Consider the following 16,352-nt stretch of genomic DNA (forward strand, 5'->3'; position numbering starts at 1 on the left):
TACAGCGAGTCGCGCATCTCGGCAGAGAGGGGCGACAGTCGCACCTGAGTTGGCTCCGGCGGCAGCGCTTACCCTCTATACGCAACCAGGAACGCGAAGCGCGACGGTCGGATCGCCCCACAGCGATCGGTCGCACCGGAACATGACGGCCGGGTCCTTTGACTTGCCATAACCTGGACTCTTGGGCGTTCGGCACGGCGCGCCTCCCTCCACGGTGCCACTGCGGGGGATACTTTTAGGCTAAGAGAGGACTCACTTGCCGGACTCAGGAGGGGGGCCAACGCACCATGTGGCCCGACAACGAGACCGATCGAGACTTCCTCAACTTCGAAGGCGTAGCGGACACGATCGCCGAGATGATCGTCGGCGCGGATGGCCGGCCCGTTTCCATCGGGGTCTCAGGCGACTGGGGCGTGGGCAAGTCGTCGATGATCAAGCTGACGAAGGCATCGTTAAGCAAGCATCAACCCGAGAGCGCTCCGGAAAAGTACCTCTTCGTAGAGTTCAACGCTTGGCTCTATCAGGGCTACGACGATGCCCGAGCCGCACTCCTGGATGTCATTGCGAGCAAACTTGCTGCTGAGGCTGCCGAGAGGGAGTCGGGAGTTGATAAGGCCCGAGAGTTCCTGGGGCGCGTCAAGTGGTTTCGTCTGGCGAAACTGTTCGCGTTGCCGGCGGCGGCGGTCGCCTTGGGCCTTCCTCCGGTCGGCCTCCCTGCAGAAGTTGCCGGCCTCGTCAAGGACGGAGCAGCGGGCGAGATCGATGAGCAGGGGTTGGAGAGAGCCGGTGCCGCTGCGTCGACAGTTGCAACGGCAGGGCGCGCTTTGCTGGACCCGCAGAAGGAGTACTCGCCTCCGAAGGAGATTCAGGCGCTTCGAGATTCTTTCGAGGACGCGCTAGGAGAAATCGGGGTCACACTAGTCGTTCTCATTGATGACCTCGATCGATGCCTGCCCGATACTACAATATCCACGCTCGAAGCGATTCGGTTGTTCTTGTTCCTCAAGAACACAGCTTTCGTAATCGCCGCTGACGACAACATGATCAAACACGCGGTAAAGAAGCACTTCGGCGAACTCAACGACGACACGCTAGTCACCAACTACTTCGACAAGCTCATTCAGGTTCCGATTCGAGTCCCCGCCCTCGGCACGCAAGAGGTGAGGGCCTATATGATGATGCTCTTCATCGAGAACAGCGCACTCGATGCCGGGCAAAAAGATGCCTTGCGGAGAGCAATTGCTTCCCAGCTCCGGGATTCTTGGAAGGGAAAGCGGGTCGACAAGAACTACATTTCCAGTTTCGGCGTAGAACTGCCGGCTGCCCTCGTCGCGCGGCTAGATACGGCTGAACGCCTCGCCCCGCTCATGACGACCTCTAACCGAATCTCCGGTAACCCTCGACTCATCAAGCGCTTCCTTAACGCGCTTTCAATTCGGATGACAATATCGGCAGCCCAAAGCGTTGGCGTGGACGAAGCCGTGCTAGCGAAGTTGCTCCTGTTCGAGCGCCTCGCGCCCAAGACCGCTTACGCGGCGCTCACGTCCGCTGTTAACGCCGACCCAGATGGAAAGCCACGGCTTCTCGCAGATTGGGAAGAGGCTGCGCTAGCCGGACAAAGGTATGAGCTCACGGGAGCGTGGGATGACGCGTTCATCCGCGAATGGCTCGCACTCCCTCCAGTCCTCGCCGACGAAGACCTTCGAGGAGCCCTGTATGTGGGACGTGAACAAGCCCCACTGATCACTTCGGCAGACCGACTCTCGTCTGAGGCTGCCGCCTTGCTCACAGCGCTGCTGGAGAGTCCTGAGGAAGCCGAGGCGCTAGAGAGTGACTTGCGAGGTCTCCAGCGAACGGAGATTGGCATCATTATGGAACGCCTGCTTGCCCGCGCACGGCAGGAACAGGCATGGGGCGTTCCGGCGATCCTGCAAGCCTGCATTTCTGTCGCCAATGCTGACGAGTCACAGGGCACCACGATTGCCGGCTTCCTCATCGAGCGTCCGGGTGGACAGATCGAGCCCAGTATCGTTCCCAAGATTGCGTCACTACCGTGGGCTTCCGACGTGCTTGCGCACTGGAAAGGTTCGCCAGGCGTCGCAGGCCCTGTAAAGAGGATCATCGACAGTCAGGGCCAGAATGGGAACCTCGCAGAGTAGCAGTGGGCCGGGGGCAGGAGTCCCGCTGGTACCACCTTGGGCCGATGACATCGACCCGAATGAACCACCGGACGGGGGCTCGCCTCCTGAAGGCGAGGACGTGCCAAAGCCCGGGGCCTTGGCGCCTCGCGCCCGCTTCCGCGACGCTCGACGAGGACTCGGCCGCTTCGCTCAGTCGGGTGATAACCGCTACCTGCGTCGGACGCTGGGCCACTACGTGAGAACCGGTTACGGCGGCAGTGCAACAATGAGCCGTCGCGTGGGCGGCGTCGCGGCAACCGCCGGGCGCTTGAACGGCGTACTCCAGTCAGGGCGCTCACCCGATGGCAGCGCGCTCCGGGACGCAGCTCTTGCGAGCGGTAACGATGTCAATGTGGTCTTGGACGCCATCGTCGAAGCTGCGAGCCCCGCTGACGGAACGCAAGACAGGGAGTCTTCTCGACACGCGGTTCGTGACGCCCTCACCGACCTCTTGGTGCGCTTCCCTGATGCTGATCTACTCGCGCTCACCAACGCGCAACGAGAGTTCGTCATCGAGCGATACGCGGCGCTCGACGTCTACGGTCGATTCTGTCTGGACCTCAAGAAGACCATCATGGATAAGGCGCCCGACCCGGCGACAGCCCTACGTCGTCTGAGGCAGGTACGGGAGTTCATCAGCCAGCAAGTCGCTGCGGCGTTCAGAACTGTCCGCGAACGGGGCGCCCCGGCGACGACAGCAAACGTGGCGCGTCTCACCGCACAAGCGCTCCGCGAGACGCTCAATGTGTTCGAGGAGTACACGGCATGAGATACGTCAGCGGTCCAACCTCAGCGCTCACGAAGGTCGATGAGACATCTACCCCCGTTGTGCTTTTTGGTCGAGCGACATCGAACGACGTGGCGAGCGCGGGTGGGTCAGCTGCGGTCACCGTGCGGCGACAGAAGCTAGTTCCCGACTCCGCTGCGTGGGACCTGTTGGCGATCGCACTCTCGGTTGTTGTCGCCGACGGGGCGACGAAGCGAGACACCAGCTCGGATGGATGGACTCGGGAGCTCGATCTCAACGTCGCCCTCCACGACTCAGCGCGCTGGGAACCGTTCGCCTCCTCGTTGTCGTCGGCACTCGCGTTCCTCACCACCGACCGGTGGCAAGTCACATTCCGAGAAGGAGGTACGGTCCCGAAGCCCCCCAAGAAGCCGCGCTATCCCGATACCGATGCAGTCGTGCTGCTATCGGGAGGGTTGGATTCATTGATCGGCGCCATCGATCTCGCCGTGAACGGCCGGCAACTCTTCGCTGTGAGTCAAACAGTGCGCGGAGACGCCGAAAAGCAGAATCGATTTGCGCGTATCATTGGCGGCGGCCTCGAGCACCTACAGGTCAATCACAATGCGAGCACTAGACGCGGGCTTAAAGAGACGTCACAGCGCTCGCGTTCGCTGATCTTTCTCGCCTTCGCTGTTCTGGCTGCCACCTCAACAGAACGATATCGCAACGGGGAGGCCGTTCCGCTATATGCCTGCGAGAACGGGTTCATTGCGATCAATCCTCCGCTTACTATCGCGCGAATTGGGAGTCTCAGTACCCGCACCGCACATCCAGATTTCCTCGGTCGGATGCAGGAGATTTTCGATGGGGTGGGACTGCGGATCAACATCTTGAACCCGTACGCGGAAAAAACCAAGGGGGAGATGCTCCGCGAGTGTCTGGACCAACCGCTCCTGTCGACCGAAGCGTCGGTCTCCACCAGTTGTGGACGTTTTCAGCGGTTCAACTACAGACACTGCGGACGGTGTGTCCCCTGCCAGATTCGTCGAGCCGCCTTTATCGCCTGGGGTCGCAACGATCCCACGGAGTACGTATACGCCGACCTTGGTCGTCCCGACGAGGATCACGCTGCCTTCGACGATGTGCGTTCCGTGGGCCTCGCCCGGCTAGTTGTCGCCGAGGAAGGTTTCGACCGGTGGCTCGGCCCTACCCTTAGTTCGCCGCGGATCTCGAACCGAGCGGCGCTACGCGAGATGCTTCGGCGAGGGCTCGAAGAACTGGGTGCGCTGCACGGCAATTACGGTCTGGCGTGATCGACTTCCACTCTCATCTCGATCTCTACCCCAACCCTGTCGAGACGGCTGATGAAGTCCAGCGCAGAGGCATTGGCGTGTTGTCAGTGACGACCACACCTTCAGCGTGGATCGGTACTTCGCGGCTGGGTCAAGGGCGCCCAGCCATTAGAACTGCCCTCGGGCTCCATCCGCAGTTGGCCAGCGAGCGCAAGCACGAGTTGAAGACCTTTGACGCGCTGCTCGACAAGGCGCGCTTCATTGGCGAGGTGGGTCTCGATGGGTCTCCCGGATTTAAGGCGAGTTGGACAGATCAGTCAAGAGTCTTCCGGCATATCCTCCATGCGTGTAACGACGCGGGAAACAAGATCATCTCGATCCATAGCCGCCGAGCAGCCACACCAGTACTAGACTTGCTAGAGGAGTTCGATGGCGTCCGATCGTCCCTGTTGCACTGGTTCTCCGGCAGCCGCGCTGAGCTTGAGAGGGCAATCAGCCGAGGCTGCTGGTTCAGCGTAGGACCGGCGATGATCGCTGGCGCCAAGGGCCGAAGCCTCGTGGCTGCGATGCCGCGTAGCCGTGTCCTCTTAGAAACCGACGGTCCGTTCGCGCAACTCCGCCGAGCCCCTCTAGAGCCGTGGGACATTGCAGTTGCCTGCCTATCGCTTTCGAACATCTGGAACGTCGACTACCCCGAGGCGGAGTCGATCATTCGCCGCAATGAGGCAACTTTGCTCGCGGGTCAGTAGGCGGACGTGATGCCTCCGTTCGGGATACACATCTCAGAGTCGACCGGCGAGCTCTACGCAACAGTGGACAACGTGACGGCCAGGACCCTCAACCAAGCAAGAAGATGCTCACGCTCGTGCCGCGGGTCAATCGTGGCGTCCGTCGCCGACAAGCGTGCGTCATTCCGCCGCGTACGCGGGGTGCACTCTTGGGCTGCGGCTCTCGGCAACTCAGCGCGCTTCTCGCGAGTCGGTCCGCCGCCAGCGCGCACGGCCTGCAGCTTGCGATCAGGAGTCGAAGCTTGGCCAGAGTCCGCGGGATTGGAAGTACTCTGGTGCCTGCGGATCTTCATTGAATTCGAGTAGCCCCCCGACCTTCTCTATCAGCAATTCACGAACTTCCGCGGGCGAAGCAAAGAAAAACTCCCGACGGGCGTTTACATGGTTTACCCGCCGGTCCGCGAACGCCTTGTGCAGCTCGTTCTCCAACGTGATGGCGTCCTCAGAAAAGAAGAGCGCGTGCGTGTCGTACAGGAACGGCACCGACGCATCCCCGAGCTCCCGGACACGATCACGCGGTTCCAGCCGGCGCGTCATGCCGATCTTCACCACGTTCGGCCCCAGCGCGCCAACATTGGAGATGACGTAGATGTAGCCGGCGCGGATGTTCGCTGCCCGGTAGTCGTTGGCCTCGATGGCGGCGTCGATGTCATGCAGGCGGCCCTCAAGCTCGGCGACCGCTGCATCGTCGCCCTTTGCCAGCAACGCCTCGAGGACGCCAATGTAGTGGGCCCGTTCCTTGTCCAAGCGCTCCCGCTCAGCTGCAAGTTCCTTCTCGACTCGCTGCTGCTCGCGCAACTCTGCACGCTGCTCGCGAGCGCGCTCTTTCTCCTCCTGCACCTTCATCTGGAAGTCCGCAGTGAGCTCAAGCTCCTCGACCCGCACCTGGTGGTAGTCAGGGTTGACGCGCATCTCCATAATGGCGCCGAGCCTCTCGATGGCTGCCATCGCGCGCTCGAGTCGCGCCTTGGCGGTGTGGACGTTGCCCGAGCGCAGCGACCGTACGCAGTTGTCCGCCTCAGCGTTGTAAGCGCGCAGCATCAGCTTGGAGAAGTCCGCTGTCATCTTCCGGCCCTTGGCCAGTGACCCATCTAACGTGAACATGTCGGAGGCCAGGACGGCGCGACCGGTCTTCACGAACTTGTCGACGCGGACGTTGATGGCGTCGAGCCGATCCTTGTACGCCGCCGCGTCCTCGAGGGGATGGTGATAGCGGTAGATGCCGACATCTTGGAGCACCCGCTGGTCGCTCAACTCGACGACCGCGCCATCGCCGCCTTCGTCGGCATGAGCCACCGCGAGGGCGTGCTCGAGTTCGCGGATCCGCGTCAGAAGGGCGGGGTCGCCGGAGCCCGTTGCAGAGCTGTCGGCTACGAAGGTGGATGCCGAAGGGTCCGCGGGTGGGCTCACAGCTGATCTCGTCGGTGCCGGGGCGAGAGGGGACGCCTCAGCTGACTGCCGTTCAAGTGGGGCGCTATCTCCTGCCCGGCCACCGCCCGTGTCCTTCGCCGAGTCCGGTATCGGGTCGAACAATGGGGAAGATTCTGATTCAGCCGACGCGGCTCCGCCTTCGTGACCTTCGTCTGTCTCGAGGTCAGAGACCCAAAACTGCCACCCTTCAGGTGGATCGGGCCATGACGGATCCGGCTTCCACCCGGCTGGCGGTACCCACCCCTCTGGAGGCTGAGGCCATCCGGGCGGCGGGTTGTACCGCATCACTTGCCCTGCTGGCGGACGCCGCGGCTGGTGTCGGCCGGGGCGAGGTCGAACGGGTTCTTCGACAGCGCCGCACCGAGATGCTTGAGCGTCTCGACAGCAACCACGTTGACCAGCTCGAACTGGTCGAACGTGTCGCGACCGGCTGCGACCTGGACTAGCGGTACGGTCTCCGGCAGTCCGGTGGCTGGGGAGACTCGATTGACGCCGACGGTCAACGCGATGGACTGGATCTTGCCGGCACGTTCTGCCTCGAACACCTCATGCAGCGTCCGCAAGGCCGTCTCGTGCACGGCAGAGGAGTAGCGGTCCTTCTGCGCCTTTGCGGACAGCTGCGTGGCGACGATTTCATCCTTCGTCTTCACGTACCGGTAATCCTTCACGGACGGCAGCACCGAGGGTTCGGGGATGTACACCGATAGGGTCAGCTCACGCGAGGACAAGTCAAAGGAGTGGTCGTACTCCACTGGGAAAGCGTCCGGGTACACGGAGTTTGACAGCACGATGCCGACGTACTCCTCGATCGCCGAGGGGACGTCGAAGGCAAGGTCGTTGATGAACTTCGCCAAGTCCGCGTTGTGTGCCTGCGCGTCTGCGTCACGCTGCGCGCATTCGGCTTGGTACCGCTCCTGAGCCCTCGCGAGTTTCGCCAGTCGGTCCTGCTCCGCCGCTGCATGCTTCTCCAGCGCGCGGTCGTGCTCCGCCGTCCGCTCGGCGACGTACGCCTCGTGGTACCGGACCGCCTGAGCATGCGCGGCCCGCGCTTGCTCGACGGCCGCGGCGTGCTTCTTCTTCCCACCGAACGCCCCAGCGAGGCCTTTCGGTGGCTCAGGCTCGGTGAAGACAGGGGCGTCTCGCAGTTGCGGCGCCAGGGGCGGCCTGATGGGTTCGCCCAACGCACCGGGCGCGAACTCTGGATGCACGGCTGCAGACTTCAGCGTCTCGAGGTCGACGTAGTCGTCGACTCCGAGCGTCGCCTCAAGAAGTCGGTCAATCTCCTCGTAAATGGACGTGAGATTTGTGTTCAGCTCTTCGACCTCAGCTTCACGCGCCTCAACGTGAAGACGCTTAGCCTCCTTCTCCGCCGCCTTCCGGTCAGCGTCGTTGGCCCGCTCAGCTGCAAGCCTGGCACGCTCGGCCGCCTTTGCCGCACGGTCGGCCTCCCGCACGGCCGCGTTGTGCGCCCTCACCGTCGCAACCTGCCGCTGCCTCTGCCTCTTCTCCGCCTGCTGGGCCTGGTAGTTCAGTTCCGCGAAGAATCCCCGTCTTGCCATCTTTACACCTTTCACTTGTGTGATCAGTCACGAAAACTACGCCCCATAATGCGCGGCAGCCACTTAGACCAAACGGATGACAGCAGATTTGGGAGCCTGCGGTGCGGTGGAAGCTGAGCACTCAGACCTCAATTTTCTGGAGCCGCCCCTGGAGCCTCGACCCCGCTCGACGCTCAGGGGGGCACGCCATCAACCAGCGGCGCAGGACCGCAATTTCCTCGGCCCGCTCGCCTCGCTTGCGATGGATGATGGCTGCCTGCTCCGTGTACCAAGGCGCAGGCTCACGGCCGTCTCGGGCAGCCTCAGCACCCTCAATGGCGGCATAGCAGAGCTCGAGAGCCTCTTCCAACTTTCCGTCCCGCTTGAGCTGCTTAATGGGCTCGACGGTTTCCAGGTAGTGCACTCCACCGACCAGACCGCGCTCGAACTGCTCTGCGCGGCGGGGGTCGTCCCCCTCAAGCGCCCCTCGAACCATGGCTGTCCTCGCCGCATGCTCCTCGGCACGCTGATCCTCTACCGTCACCGCGGCCGGGTTCTCGTCATCGTGCGGCCACGCCACCGATCCTGGACCCGGCGCCACCCACCCGATCACCCGAAGCCCGTCACCAACCCCAGCCCCCCACATCTGCACCCGCGCCTCAGCCGCAACACCCACGAGCGGCCGGTTCTGCGGGTTAACCTGTGCGGCCAGGTAGCGGGGCAGGAAGCCGACCCGGGCACCCTCCACGTGCACCGCAATCACAGGCCGTTCTCGGCCCTCCACACCCATAGCGACGAGCGTCGCTGGCGCTTCGAAGTGTCCGCCTTCAGGGAGCCCCGCGAACCTGAAGAGATGTCTGCACTCGTCGGCAGTGGACGTAGTAGTGCCCGCCATCTTTACCGGCTCACACGCACCCCATCCAGGGCGCAGAATCGCCTCGACCGTAAGGGCCCCACCTTGCCCGCGGTCACTCCCGGGGAGTGGAGCCTTCCCAGGGACGTCGGCGCCATTGCCCTTCGCCTTGCGTAGCCAATCGCGAATACCCATCACCCAACACCCCTCATCCGACTTCTGCGTGACCCCACGACCCTACGACGCCGTGCGAGCGGCGTCACAGCCAAGGACTCCACGCCTTTGGGCGAACTCACCGACACCCGATCGAGGCCGGGGAGGCCGCGCTACCAGTGGGTGCGACATTCCGCCGCTTATGACTGCCCTAGCGAGACGCCGCAGGGGCTGTTCGGATGAGTCCGAACAGCCCCTGCGATGAGCAATCTCGTCAGCTGCAGCCGCTGGTGCTTCCGCAGCCCTCGCAGACGTAGCACGAACCAGCCGGACGCATCTTCGTCCCGCAGGTCATGCAGATCGGCGCGTCAGCGACCTTGCCCTGGAACTGCTCGAGCAGCTCGGCCGAGGAGTGGATCTCCGCGTCGACCTTGCGAGCGCCCGCTGCGCCGGCACCGGACTGGTCGGCCACCTTCTCCACCTTGTCGGCCTTCTTGGCCGGCGTGGTGGCCGCGGTCTGGCTGTAGTTCTCCAGCTCGTCCTCGTAGTCGTCGTCGTCGTTCGACGGCTCGAGCGGGGCGTACGACCCGGTCTCCAGCTGGCGGGCCCGCTCCTCGGCGCTGTGGATGCCCATGAACGACCGAGTCTCGAAGTCCAGGTAGTCCAGTGCCAGGCGGCGGAAGACGTAGTCCATGATCGACTGCGCCATGCGCACGTCCGGGTCGTCCGTCATACCGGCTGGCTCGAAGCGCAGGTTGGTGAACTTCTCGACGAAGGTCTCCAGCGGCACGCCGTACTGCAGGCCGATCGACACAGCGATCGAGAAGGCGTCCATGACCCCGGCCAGGGTCGAGCCCTGCTTGCCGAACTTGAGGAACAGCTCGCCCAGGTCTCCGCTCTCGTAGGTGCCGGCGGTGAGGTAGCCCTCCGCGCCGCCCACAGCGAAGCTCGTGGTCTGGCTGGACCGGCGCTTGGGGAGCCGCTTGCGGACCGGGCGGTATTCCACCACCTTCTCGGCCGGGGCCTCAACCTCGTCGGCCTTCTTCTCCTTGTCCGCCTTGCCGTCGGACAGCGGCTGACCGACCTTGCAGTTGTCGCGGTAGACGGCGAGCGCCTTGAGGCCGAGCTTCCAGCCCTGCAGGTAGACCTCGGCGATGTCCTCGACGGTCGCCGACTCCGGCACGTTGACAGTCTTGGAGATGGCACCGGAGAGGAACGGCTGCACCGCGGCCATCATCCGCACGTGGCCCATCGGGCGGATCGCCCGGGCACCCATGGCGCAGTCGAAGACCTCGTAGTGCTCCGGCTTGAGACCCGGGGCGTCGATGACGTGGCCCTTCTCGGCGATGAACTCGACGATCGCCTCGACGGTCTCGTCGGCATACCCCAGGCGGTTGAGCGCCCGGGGGATGGTCTGGTTGACGATCTGCATCGAGCCGCCACCGACGAGCTTCTTAAACTTCACCAGCGAGAAGTCGGGCTCGATGCCGGTGGTGTCGCAGTCCATCATGAAGCCGATGGTGCCGGTGGGGGCGAGCACGGAGGCCTGCGCGTTGCGGTAGCCGTTCTTCTCCCCCGTCTTGACGACGGCGTCCCAGGCCTTGGTCGCGGCCTTGTGCACCGAGGAGTCCATCGTGTGCAGCGTGCGGATCTCGTCGTTCGCCGCCTGGTGCTTGCGCATGACCCGCTTGTGCGCGTCAGCGTTGCGGGCATACCCGTTGTAGGGGCCGACGACACCGGCGAGCTCGGCGGAGCGCTTGTAGGCGGCGCCGGTGAGGAGCGAGGTCAGCGACGCGGCGAGCGCGCGGCCGCCCTCGGAGTCGTAGCCGTGGCCGGTCGCCATGAGCAGCGCGCCGAGGTTGGCGTAGCCGATGCCGAGCTGGCGGTAGTTGCGGGTGGTCTCGCCGATCGGGTCGGTCGGGAAGTCCGCGAAGCAGATCGAGATGTCCATCGCGGTGATGACCAGCTCGGCGACCTTCTGGTAGGTCTCCACGTCGAAGGTGTCGTCCTCGCGCAGGAACTTCATGAGGTTGAGCGAGGCGAGGTTGCAGCTGGAGTTGTCCAGCGACATGTATTCGGAGCAGGGGTTGGACGCGGTGATCCGGCCGGTCTCCGGGTTGGTGTGCCAGTCGTTGATGGTGCCGTCGTACTGGATGCCCGGGTCGGCGCACTCCCACGCGGCCTGCGCCATCTTGGTGAAGAGGTGCTTGGCGTCGACGGTGGTGACGACCGAGCCGTCCTTGCGGGAGGTGAGGCCGAACTCGGACTCCTCCTCCACGGCGCGCATGAACTCGTCGGAGACGCGCACGGAGTTGTTGGCGTTCTGGTACTGGACCGACACGATGTCGTTGCCGCCGAGGTCCATGTCGAATCCGGCGTCACGCAGGGCGCGGATCTTGTCCTCCTCGCGCGCCTTGGTGTCGATGAACTCCTCGATGTCGGGGTGGTCGACGTCGAGGACGACCATCTTCGCCGCGCGACGGGTGGCGCCACCGGACTTGATGGTGCCCGCGGAGGCGTCGGCGCCGCGCATGAAGGAGACCGGGCCGGAGGCGGTGCCGCCGGAGGACAGCAGTTCCTTGGAGGAGCGGATGCGGGAGAGGTTGAGGCCGGCGCCCGAGCCGCCCTTGAAGATGAAGCCCTCCTCCTTGTACCAGTTGAGGATCGAGTCCATCGAGTCGTCGACCGAGAGGATGAAGCAGGCGCTGACCTGCTGCGGGCTCTGGGTGCCGACGTTGAACCACACGGGAGAGTTGAACGAGAAGACCTGGTGCACGAGGGCATACGTCAGCTCGTGCTCGAAGATCTCGGCGTCCTCGTCGGTGGCGAAGTAGCCGTGCTCCTTGCCCGCCTTGACGTAGGTGAGGACGACGCGGTCGATGAGCTGCTTGAGGCCGGTCTCGCGGGCCTCGGTGCCGACGGCGCCGCGGAAGTACTTGGTCGTGACGATGGTCGAGGCGTTGGCCGACCAGAAGTCGGGGTACTCCACACCACGCTGCTCGAAGATCGTCTCCCCGGTCTTCCAGTTGGTCTGGACGACGTCCCGCTTCTCCCAGGTCACCTGGTCGTAGGGGTGGACACCAGGCGTGGTGAAGATGCGCTCGATGGTCAGGCCCTTGCCGCCCCTACGTGCACGCGTCTTCGCCCCGGTCGTCTCTGTCATGACTAGCTCTCCCTGTGTGTGGTGTCGTGCTCGGAGTTGCTGATGTAAGTCAAGCGGTGGGTACTGACATACCCGTGGTCTAGGGCGTCTGCCCTGGTGAGGCAGCCTCGACGTCGCGCTCGGAGCGCAACAGCGTGATGGCCGACTCGAAGTCGTCGAGGTTGTCGAACGCCTGGTAGACGGACGCGAACCGCAGGTAGGCGACCTCGTCGAGCGCCTTGAGCGGCTCGAGGATCGCCAGGCCGACCTCGTGCGCGTCCACCTCGGCCTGCCCCAGCGAGCGGATGGACTCCTCCACCTGCTGCGCGAGGAGCTGCAGCTGGGCGTCGGAGACCGGGCGCCCCTGGCAGGCCTTGCGGGCGCCGGAGATGACCTTGTCGCGGCTGAACGGCTCGGTCGCGCCGGACCGCTTGATGACCGAGAGGGTCGCGGTCTCGACGGTGCCGAAGCGGCGCCCGCACTCGGGGCACTGGCGACGCCGACGGATGACGGTCCCCTCCTCCTGGACGCGGCTGTCGACCACCTTGGAGTCGGTATGACGGCAGAACGGGCAATGCATCACTCGGCTCCTTCGGTGTCGCGGCAGCGCGGCGCGAACGCCTCCTGGTCGGGGCGCTCTGTGGGTGGATCTGGGGACTGTGTGTGGATGACCTGTGGGTACAGGATACCTGCTTGTGCACAAGATGTGGACGAACCACAGGCTTGTAACTACTAGATGTGGTGAGCGTAGGTCAGTTGGCTACTAGATGCAAGGGTCCCGCGTGTCGCCGTCCTGGTGGGGTGGCAGGAAGCCCGGAACGGCGCGGATCTCGGGGTCTGAGAGGTGTCGAGGTCTGGTCAGATCGGGCGAGAGTCTCTACTGTGGACAACGGTTCTGGAGGTCCGAGCTGGGGCAGACTGGGGCCAGACCACGGTCGCTGGGGAGTCGCGACTGCAGGAGCAAGAAGGGGTATGCCGTGAGACGCACCACCATCATCGCCGCCGCTGCCAGCCTGGTGCTGCTCCCCGCCTGCACGGAGCAGAGCGAGCCCTCCCCCATGCCCACGTCGGAGGACGCCCTCACGACCGCGACGGAGGAGCCCGAGGACGTGGCCGTCACGTCGGAGCCGGTCGAGACCGAGGAGGAGACGTCGGAGCCGGCGGCGGAGGGGCCGCCGGAGATGCCGGCCGAGGCGGAGGAACAGACGGAAGCGGGGGCGGAAGCCTTTGTCCTTCACTACATCGACCTCATTAATTTCACCGGTCGCTTTCCGCAGGTCGGACTGTTAGAGGACCTGAGCGGTGATGACTGCGCATCCTGCCTCAACCACGAGGAGTCAGTTGTCTACGCGGTTGAGAACGGTGACTATCTGGCAGGAGATACATTTATTCCGGGAGAGGTTCAGTCACTCTTTATGGACGACTCCTCGCGAATCTCAGTGGCTGTCGAACAACCAGGCCAGCACTACCTTCGTGAGGGAGAACCCATCGGCCGCGAGCTGGAGTCCGAACAGGCCACCCTAGTTTTCAGAACGACCTGGGCTGAGGGGTGGCAAATTGAAGAGATCACGATCGAGCAATGAACCCCACTAGCCACATTCTCCCGATCCTTCTGGGAGCCGTCGGCTGGTTGGCGGGGGGCACCGAACCGCCACCATGCGGGGGTTTCGATTGCGAACACGGGGGTGGAGGTGCCGAGGTAGGACTAACCAAGTCGGAAGTGGAGCACAAGGCGGAGGAATGGCCCGAAGGGTCGAGCGAGGAAAGCCCCGACTCGTGGTTCGAGTACGTCGCGGTCATCGACTGCCGCCCGCCCAACACTCCGACACAGCCACGGCTCGAGATCTGCGGCTTCGCGGTCAACTTCTGCGAGGAGTTCGTCCCTGACTCTTCCGGCCCCCGTTCCTGGATCTACCGCAGAACAGTTGACGCGTCGGGTCCGACGTCCGACTGGACGGAAGTCGCCCCTACCTGCTTCACCGATGTCGTTCCAGCCCGCTCGGGTGAGCCCGCGCAGGAGCTCACCGAAGCGATGATCATCGAGCAGTTCCACCGCACCCAGTTCGCGCTGCCGCAGACCGTGATGGAGCCACCCGGCAACCGGACGCTGGTCAACCTGCCGGTCTACTTCGAGCTCGCCTGGCCCGAAGGTGGGTTCGAGCCCCAAGAGGTCGACGTGACGACGCTGATCGGCCACGAGGTGCGCATCCGTCCGACGCTCGTCGGTGCCACCTACGTCACCGGGGACGGCACAGTCATCGGCCCGACCACGAGCCTGGGCGGCCCCTACCCGGGCGGCGACATCACGCACGAGTACCTCTCCGCCGCCGAGGTGAGCCCCTACATCTCGGTGGAGTACGGCGGGGAGGTCAGCGTCGACGGCGGCGAGTGGAGCGCCATACCGAGCACCGTGACGATCGACGGCCCGGCCACTCCCCTGGAGGTGCTGACCTCGACGAACCGTCTCTACAGCAACGACCGCTGAACATCCCTTAGAGCCACCCGCGGTCCTCGGCGAACTTCGCCGCCTCGACCCGCGTCGAGGTCCCGGTCTTCCCAATCGCCGAGGAGAGGTAGTTCCGCACCGTGCCGGGCGAGAGGTAGAGCCGGCCGGCGATGACCTGGACCGGTGAGCCGTCCAGGGCCGCGCGCAGGGCCTCGCGCTCGCGCTCGGTGAGCGGGTTCGGTCCGCCGATCAGCGACTCGGTCGCCAGCGCGGGGTCGACGACGCGGACCCCGGCGTGCACCCGGCGCACCGCCTCCGCCAGCTCGGGCGCGGGCGTGTCCTTCACGACGAAGCCGCGGGCCCCGGCGTCCATCGCCCGCCGCAGGTAGCCCGGCCTGCCGAACGTCGTCACCACGAGGCAACGGGTCGGCATAGCCTGCTCCCGCAGCTCCTCGAGGACACCGATGCCGTCACGTCCTGGCATCTCGATGTCGAGCAGGCACACGTCGGGTGATGTGCTGCGCACAGCCTCCAGCACCTCGTCCCCGCGGCCCACCTGCGCGACCACCTGCATGTCGCGCTCCAGGTCCAGGAGGGCCGCCAGCGCTCCCCGCACCAGGGCCTGGTCGTCCGCCAGAAGCAACCGGATCACCACCGCACCTCCAGAGCGGTGCCTGCTGCATCTCGCCGTGCACCGACGGTCAGCTGACCACCCGCCTGGCGCACCCGTTCTCCGGCACCACAGAGGCCATTCCCCTCGACCACTCCCCCACCCACGCCGTCGTCGAGCACCCTCAGGGACGACTCACCGAGCTCCACGGTGCACCGGCTCGCGGCGCTGTGCCGCACCACGTTGGTCACCGCCTCCCGCAGGACCCAGGCCAGCGTGATGCGACGCCGGGGGTCGACATCGGTGACGGAGCCGCATACCTCCATCTCGATGCCTGCCCCCGCCAGGGCGACCCGCGCCGCCTCGAGCTCGTCCGCCAGTCGCGCCACCCGCAGCCCGCCGACGGTTGCGCGGATCTCCGCGAGCGCCTGCCGGGAGAGATCCTGCACCTCGGCGAGCTCCCGCTTCGCCGCCTGCGGGTCGACGTCGATGAGCCGCTGGGCCAGCTCGGTCTTGACCGTCACCACGGTCAGCGAGTGCCCCAGCACGTCGTGCACGTCGCGCGCGACGCGCTCCCGCTCCTCGGTGAGCGCGAGCTGCCCCTCGACTGCGCGCGCGGACTCCTGCCGCTCCTCGAGGTGCCGGGACAGCACGCTGGTGGCCAGCACGAGCAGGGCGATGCCCCAGAGCATGACCGAGCGCGGCAGTCCCCAGGCGATCGTGCTCGCGACGACGCCCACCCCGAAGAGCACCAACGAGGTCGTCCACATGGCCCGCCACGGCAGGAAGAAGACCGGCACGGCGACGATGAACGGCAACGTGGTGAGGGAGTTGGGGCCGATCAGCATCGCCAGCACGATCGCGGCGGCGACCATGGCGGCCAGCCCGACCATGCCGCCGCGGGCGGCACGGTCGTACTCACCGGCAGCGACGAGGCGCGTCGCCCGCCGCACGGTCAGGACGTAGGCCGCCATGAAGGCCAGGACGACGGCCGTCGAGGTCACACGCCACGCCATCGACCCGTCCGTGGCCCAGATGTAGGTCAGGGGAAAGGCGAAGAAGACCAGCCAGATCGCGCCGAAGAGCCACCCCCAGCGGCCCCACGCGTCGGTGCCGGACGTCCTTGGGCTCATGCCTCCACTCTGCCACCGGGCGCGCTGCGTGGCCATGACGTCTGTCACCGCTGTCG

13 protein-coding genes are annotated in these 16,352 nt (G+C 65.0%); 6 read left to right on the forward strand and 7 right to left on the reverse strand.

Annotated features, from left to right (window positions below; translation table 11 throughout):
- Window positions 1-287 precede the first annotated feature (287 nt).
- Genes Q0795_RS01435 through qatD form a run of 4 tightly spaced genes read left to right on the forward strand, consistent with a single transcriptional unit; the run spans window position 288 to window position 4,951 of the window.
- Window positions 288-2,159 (forward strand): P-loop NTPase fold protein, encoded by a 1,872-nt coding sequence (locus Q0795_RS01435; protein ID WP_298885612.1) that lies wholly within the window; start codon window positions 288-290, stop codon window positions 2,157-2,159.
- Window positions 2,140-2,949, forward strand: a complete 810-nt coding sequence (gene qatB, locus Q0795_RS01440) for a Qat anti-phage system associated protein QatB (RefSeq protein WP_366942442.1) — start codon at window positions 2,140-2,142, stop codon at window positions 2,947-2,949. Before Q0795_RS01435 ends, qatB begins: the two co-directional genes overlap by 20 nt.
- Window positions 2,946-4,223 (forward strand): Qat anti-phage system QueC-like protein QatC, encoded by a 1,278-nt coding sequence (gene qatC / locus Q0795_RS01445; RefSeq protein WP_298885615.1) that lies wholly within the window; start codon window positions 2,946-2,948, stop codon window positions 4,221-4,223. The genes qatB and qatC overlap by 4 nt, the downstream gene beginning before the upstream one ends.
- The gene (gene qatD / locus Q0795_RS01450) at window positions 4,220-4,951 is read left to right on the forward strand and encodes a Qat anti-phage system TatD family nuclease QatD (protein ID WP_298885617.1); all 732 of its coding nucleotides are present in this window, start codon (window positions 4,220-4,222) and stop codon (window positions 4,949-4,951) included. The genes qatC and qatD overlap by 4 nt, the downstream gene beginning before the upstream one ends.
- 267 nt (window positions 4,952-5,218) lie before the next feature.
- On the opposite strand, the gene Q0795_RS01455 is transcribed toward qatD, so the two are convergent.
- The 5 genes from Q0795_RS01455 to nrdR all read right to left on the reverse strand — a co-directional run bounded on the left by Q0795_RS01455 (window position 5,219) and on the right by nrdR (window position 12,687).
- Window positions 5,219-6,400, reverse strand: coding sequence for a DUF4041 domain-containing protein (locus Q0795_RS01455; protein WP_298885619.1), 1,182 nt, complete (start codon window positions 6,398-6,400; stop codon window positions 5,219-5,221).
- A 305-nt stretch (window positions 6,401-6,705) separates the two neighbouring features.
- The gene (locus Q0795_RS01460; RefSeq protein ID WP_298885621.1) at window positions 6,706-7,980 is read right to left on the reverse strand and encodes a hypothetical protein; all 1,275 of its coding nucleotides are present in this window, start codon (window positions 7,978-7,980) and stop codon (window positions 6,706-6,708) included.
- Between the two features lie 121 nt (window positions 7,981-8,101).
- Window positions 8,102-8,854, reverse strand: a complete 753-nt coding sequence (locus Q0795_RS01465; protein ID WP_298885623.1) for a hypothetical protein — start codon at window positions 8,852-8,854, stop codon at window positions 8,102-8,104.
- A gap of 385 nt (window positions 8,855-9,239) precedes the next feature.
- Window positions 9,240-12,128 (reverse strand): vitamin B12-dependent ribonucleotide reductase, encoded by a 2,889-nt coding sequence (locus Q0795_RS01470; RefSeq protein ID WP_298885625.1) that lies wholly within the window; start codon window positions 12,126-12,128, stop codon window positions 9,240-9,242.
- Between the two features lie 79 nt (window positions 12,129-12,207).
- Window positions 12,208-12,687, reverse strand: a complete 480-nt coding sequence (gene nrdR, locus Q0795_RS01475) for a transcriptional regulator NrdR (protein ID WP_298885629.1) — start codon at window positions 12,685-12,687, stop codon at window positions 12,208-12,210.
- A 397-nt stretch (window positions 12,688-13,084) separates the two neighbouring features.
- Between nrdR and Q0795_RS01480 the strand changes: the two genes are divergently transcribed.
- Entirely contained in the window at window positions 13,085-13,690 is a 606-nt protein-coding gene (locus Q0795_RS01480) for a DUF6318 family protein (RefSeq protein WP_298885631.1), read from the forward strand.
- Window positions 13,691-13,827: 137 nt separating this feature from the next.
- Window positions 13,828-14,592 (forward strand): hypothetical protein, encoded by a 765-nt coding sequence (locus Q0795_RS01485; protein WP_298885632.1) that lies wholly within the window; start codon window positions 13,828-13,830, stop codon window positions 14,590-14,592.
- Window positions 14,593-14,599: 7 nt separating this feature from the next.
- On the opposite strand, the gene Q0795_RS01490 is transcribed toward Q0795_RS01485, so the two are convergent.
- Window positions 14,600-15,205, reverse strand: a complete 606-nt coding sequence (locus tag Q0795_RS01490) for a response regulator transcription factor (RefSeq protein WP_298885634.1) — start codon at window positions 15,203-15,205, stop codon at window positions 14,600-14,602.
- The gene (locus Q0795_RS01495) at window positions 15,202-16,296 is read right to left on the reverse strand and encodes a histidine kinase (RefSeq protein ID WP_298885636.1); all 1,095 of its coding nucleotides are present in this window, start codon (window positions 16,294-16,296) and stop codon (window positions 15,202-15,204) included. Before Q0795_RS01495 ends, Q0795_RS01490 begins: the two co-directional genes overlap by 4 nt.
- Window positions 16,297-16,352 lie beyond the last annotated feature (56 nt).

Source organism: uncultured Serinicoccus sp., assembly GCF_947487915.1.
In the GTDB taxonomy this organism is placed as follows: domain Bacteria; phylum Actinomycetota; class Actinomycetes; order Actinomycetales; family Dermatophilaceae; genus Ornithinicoccus.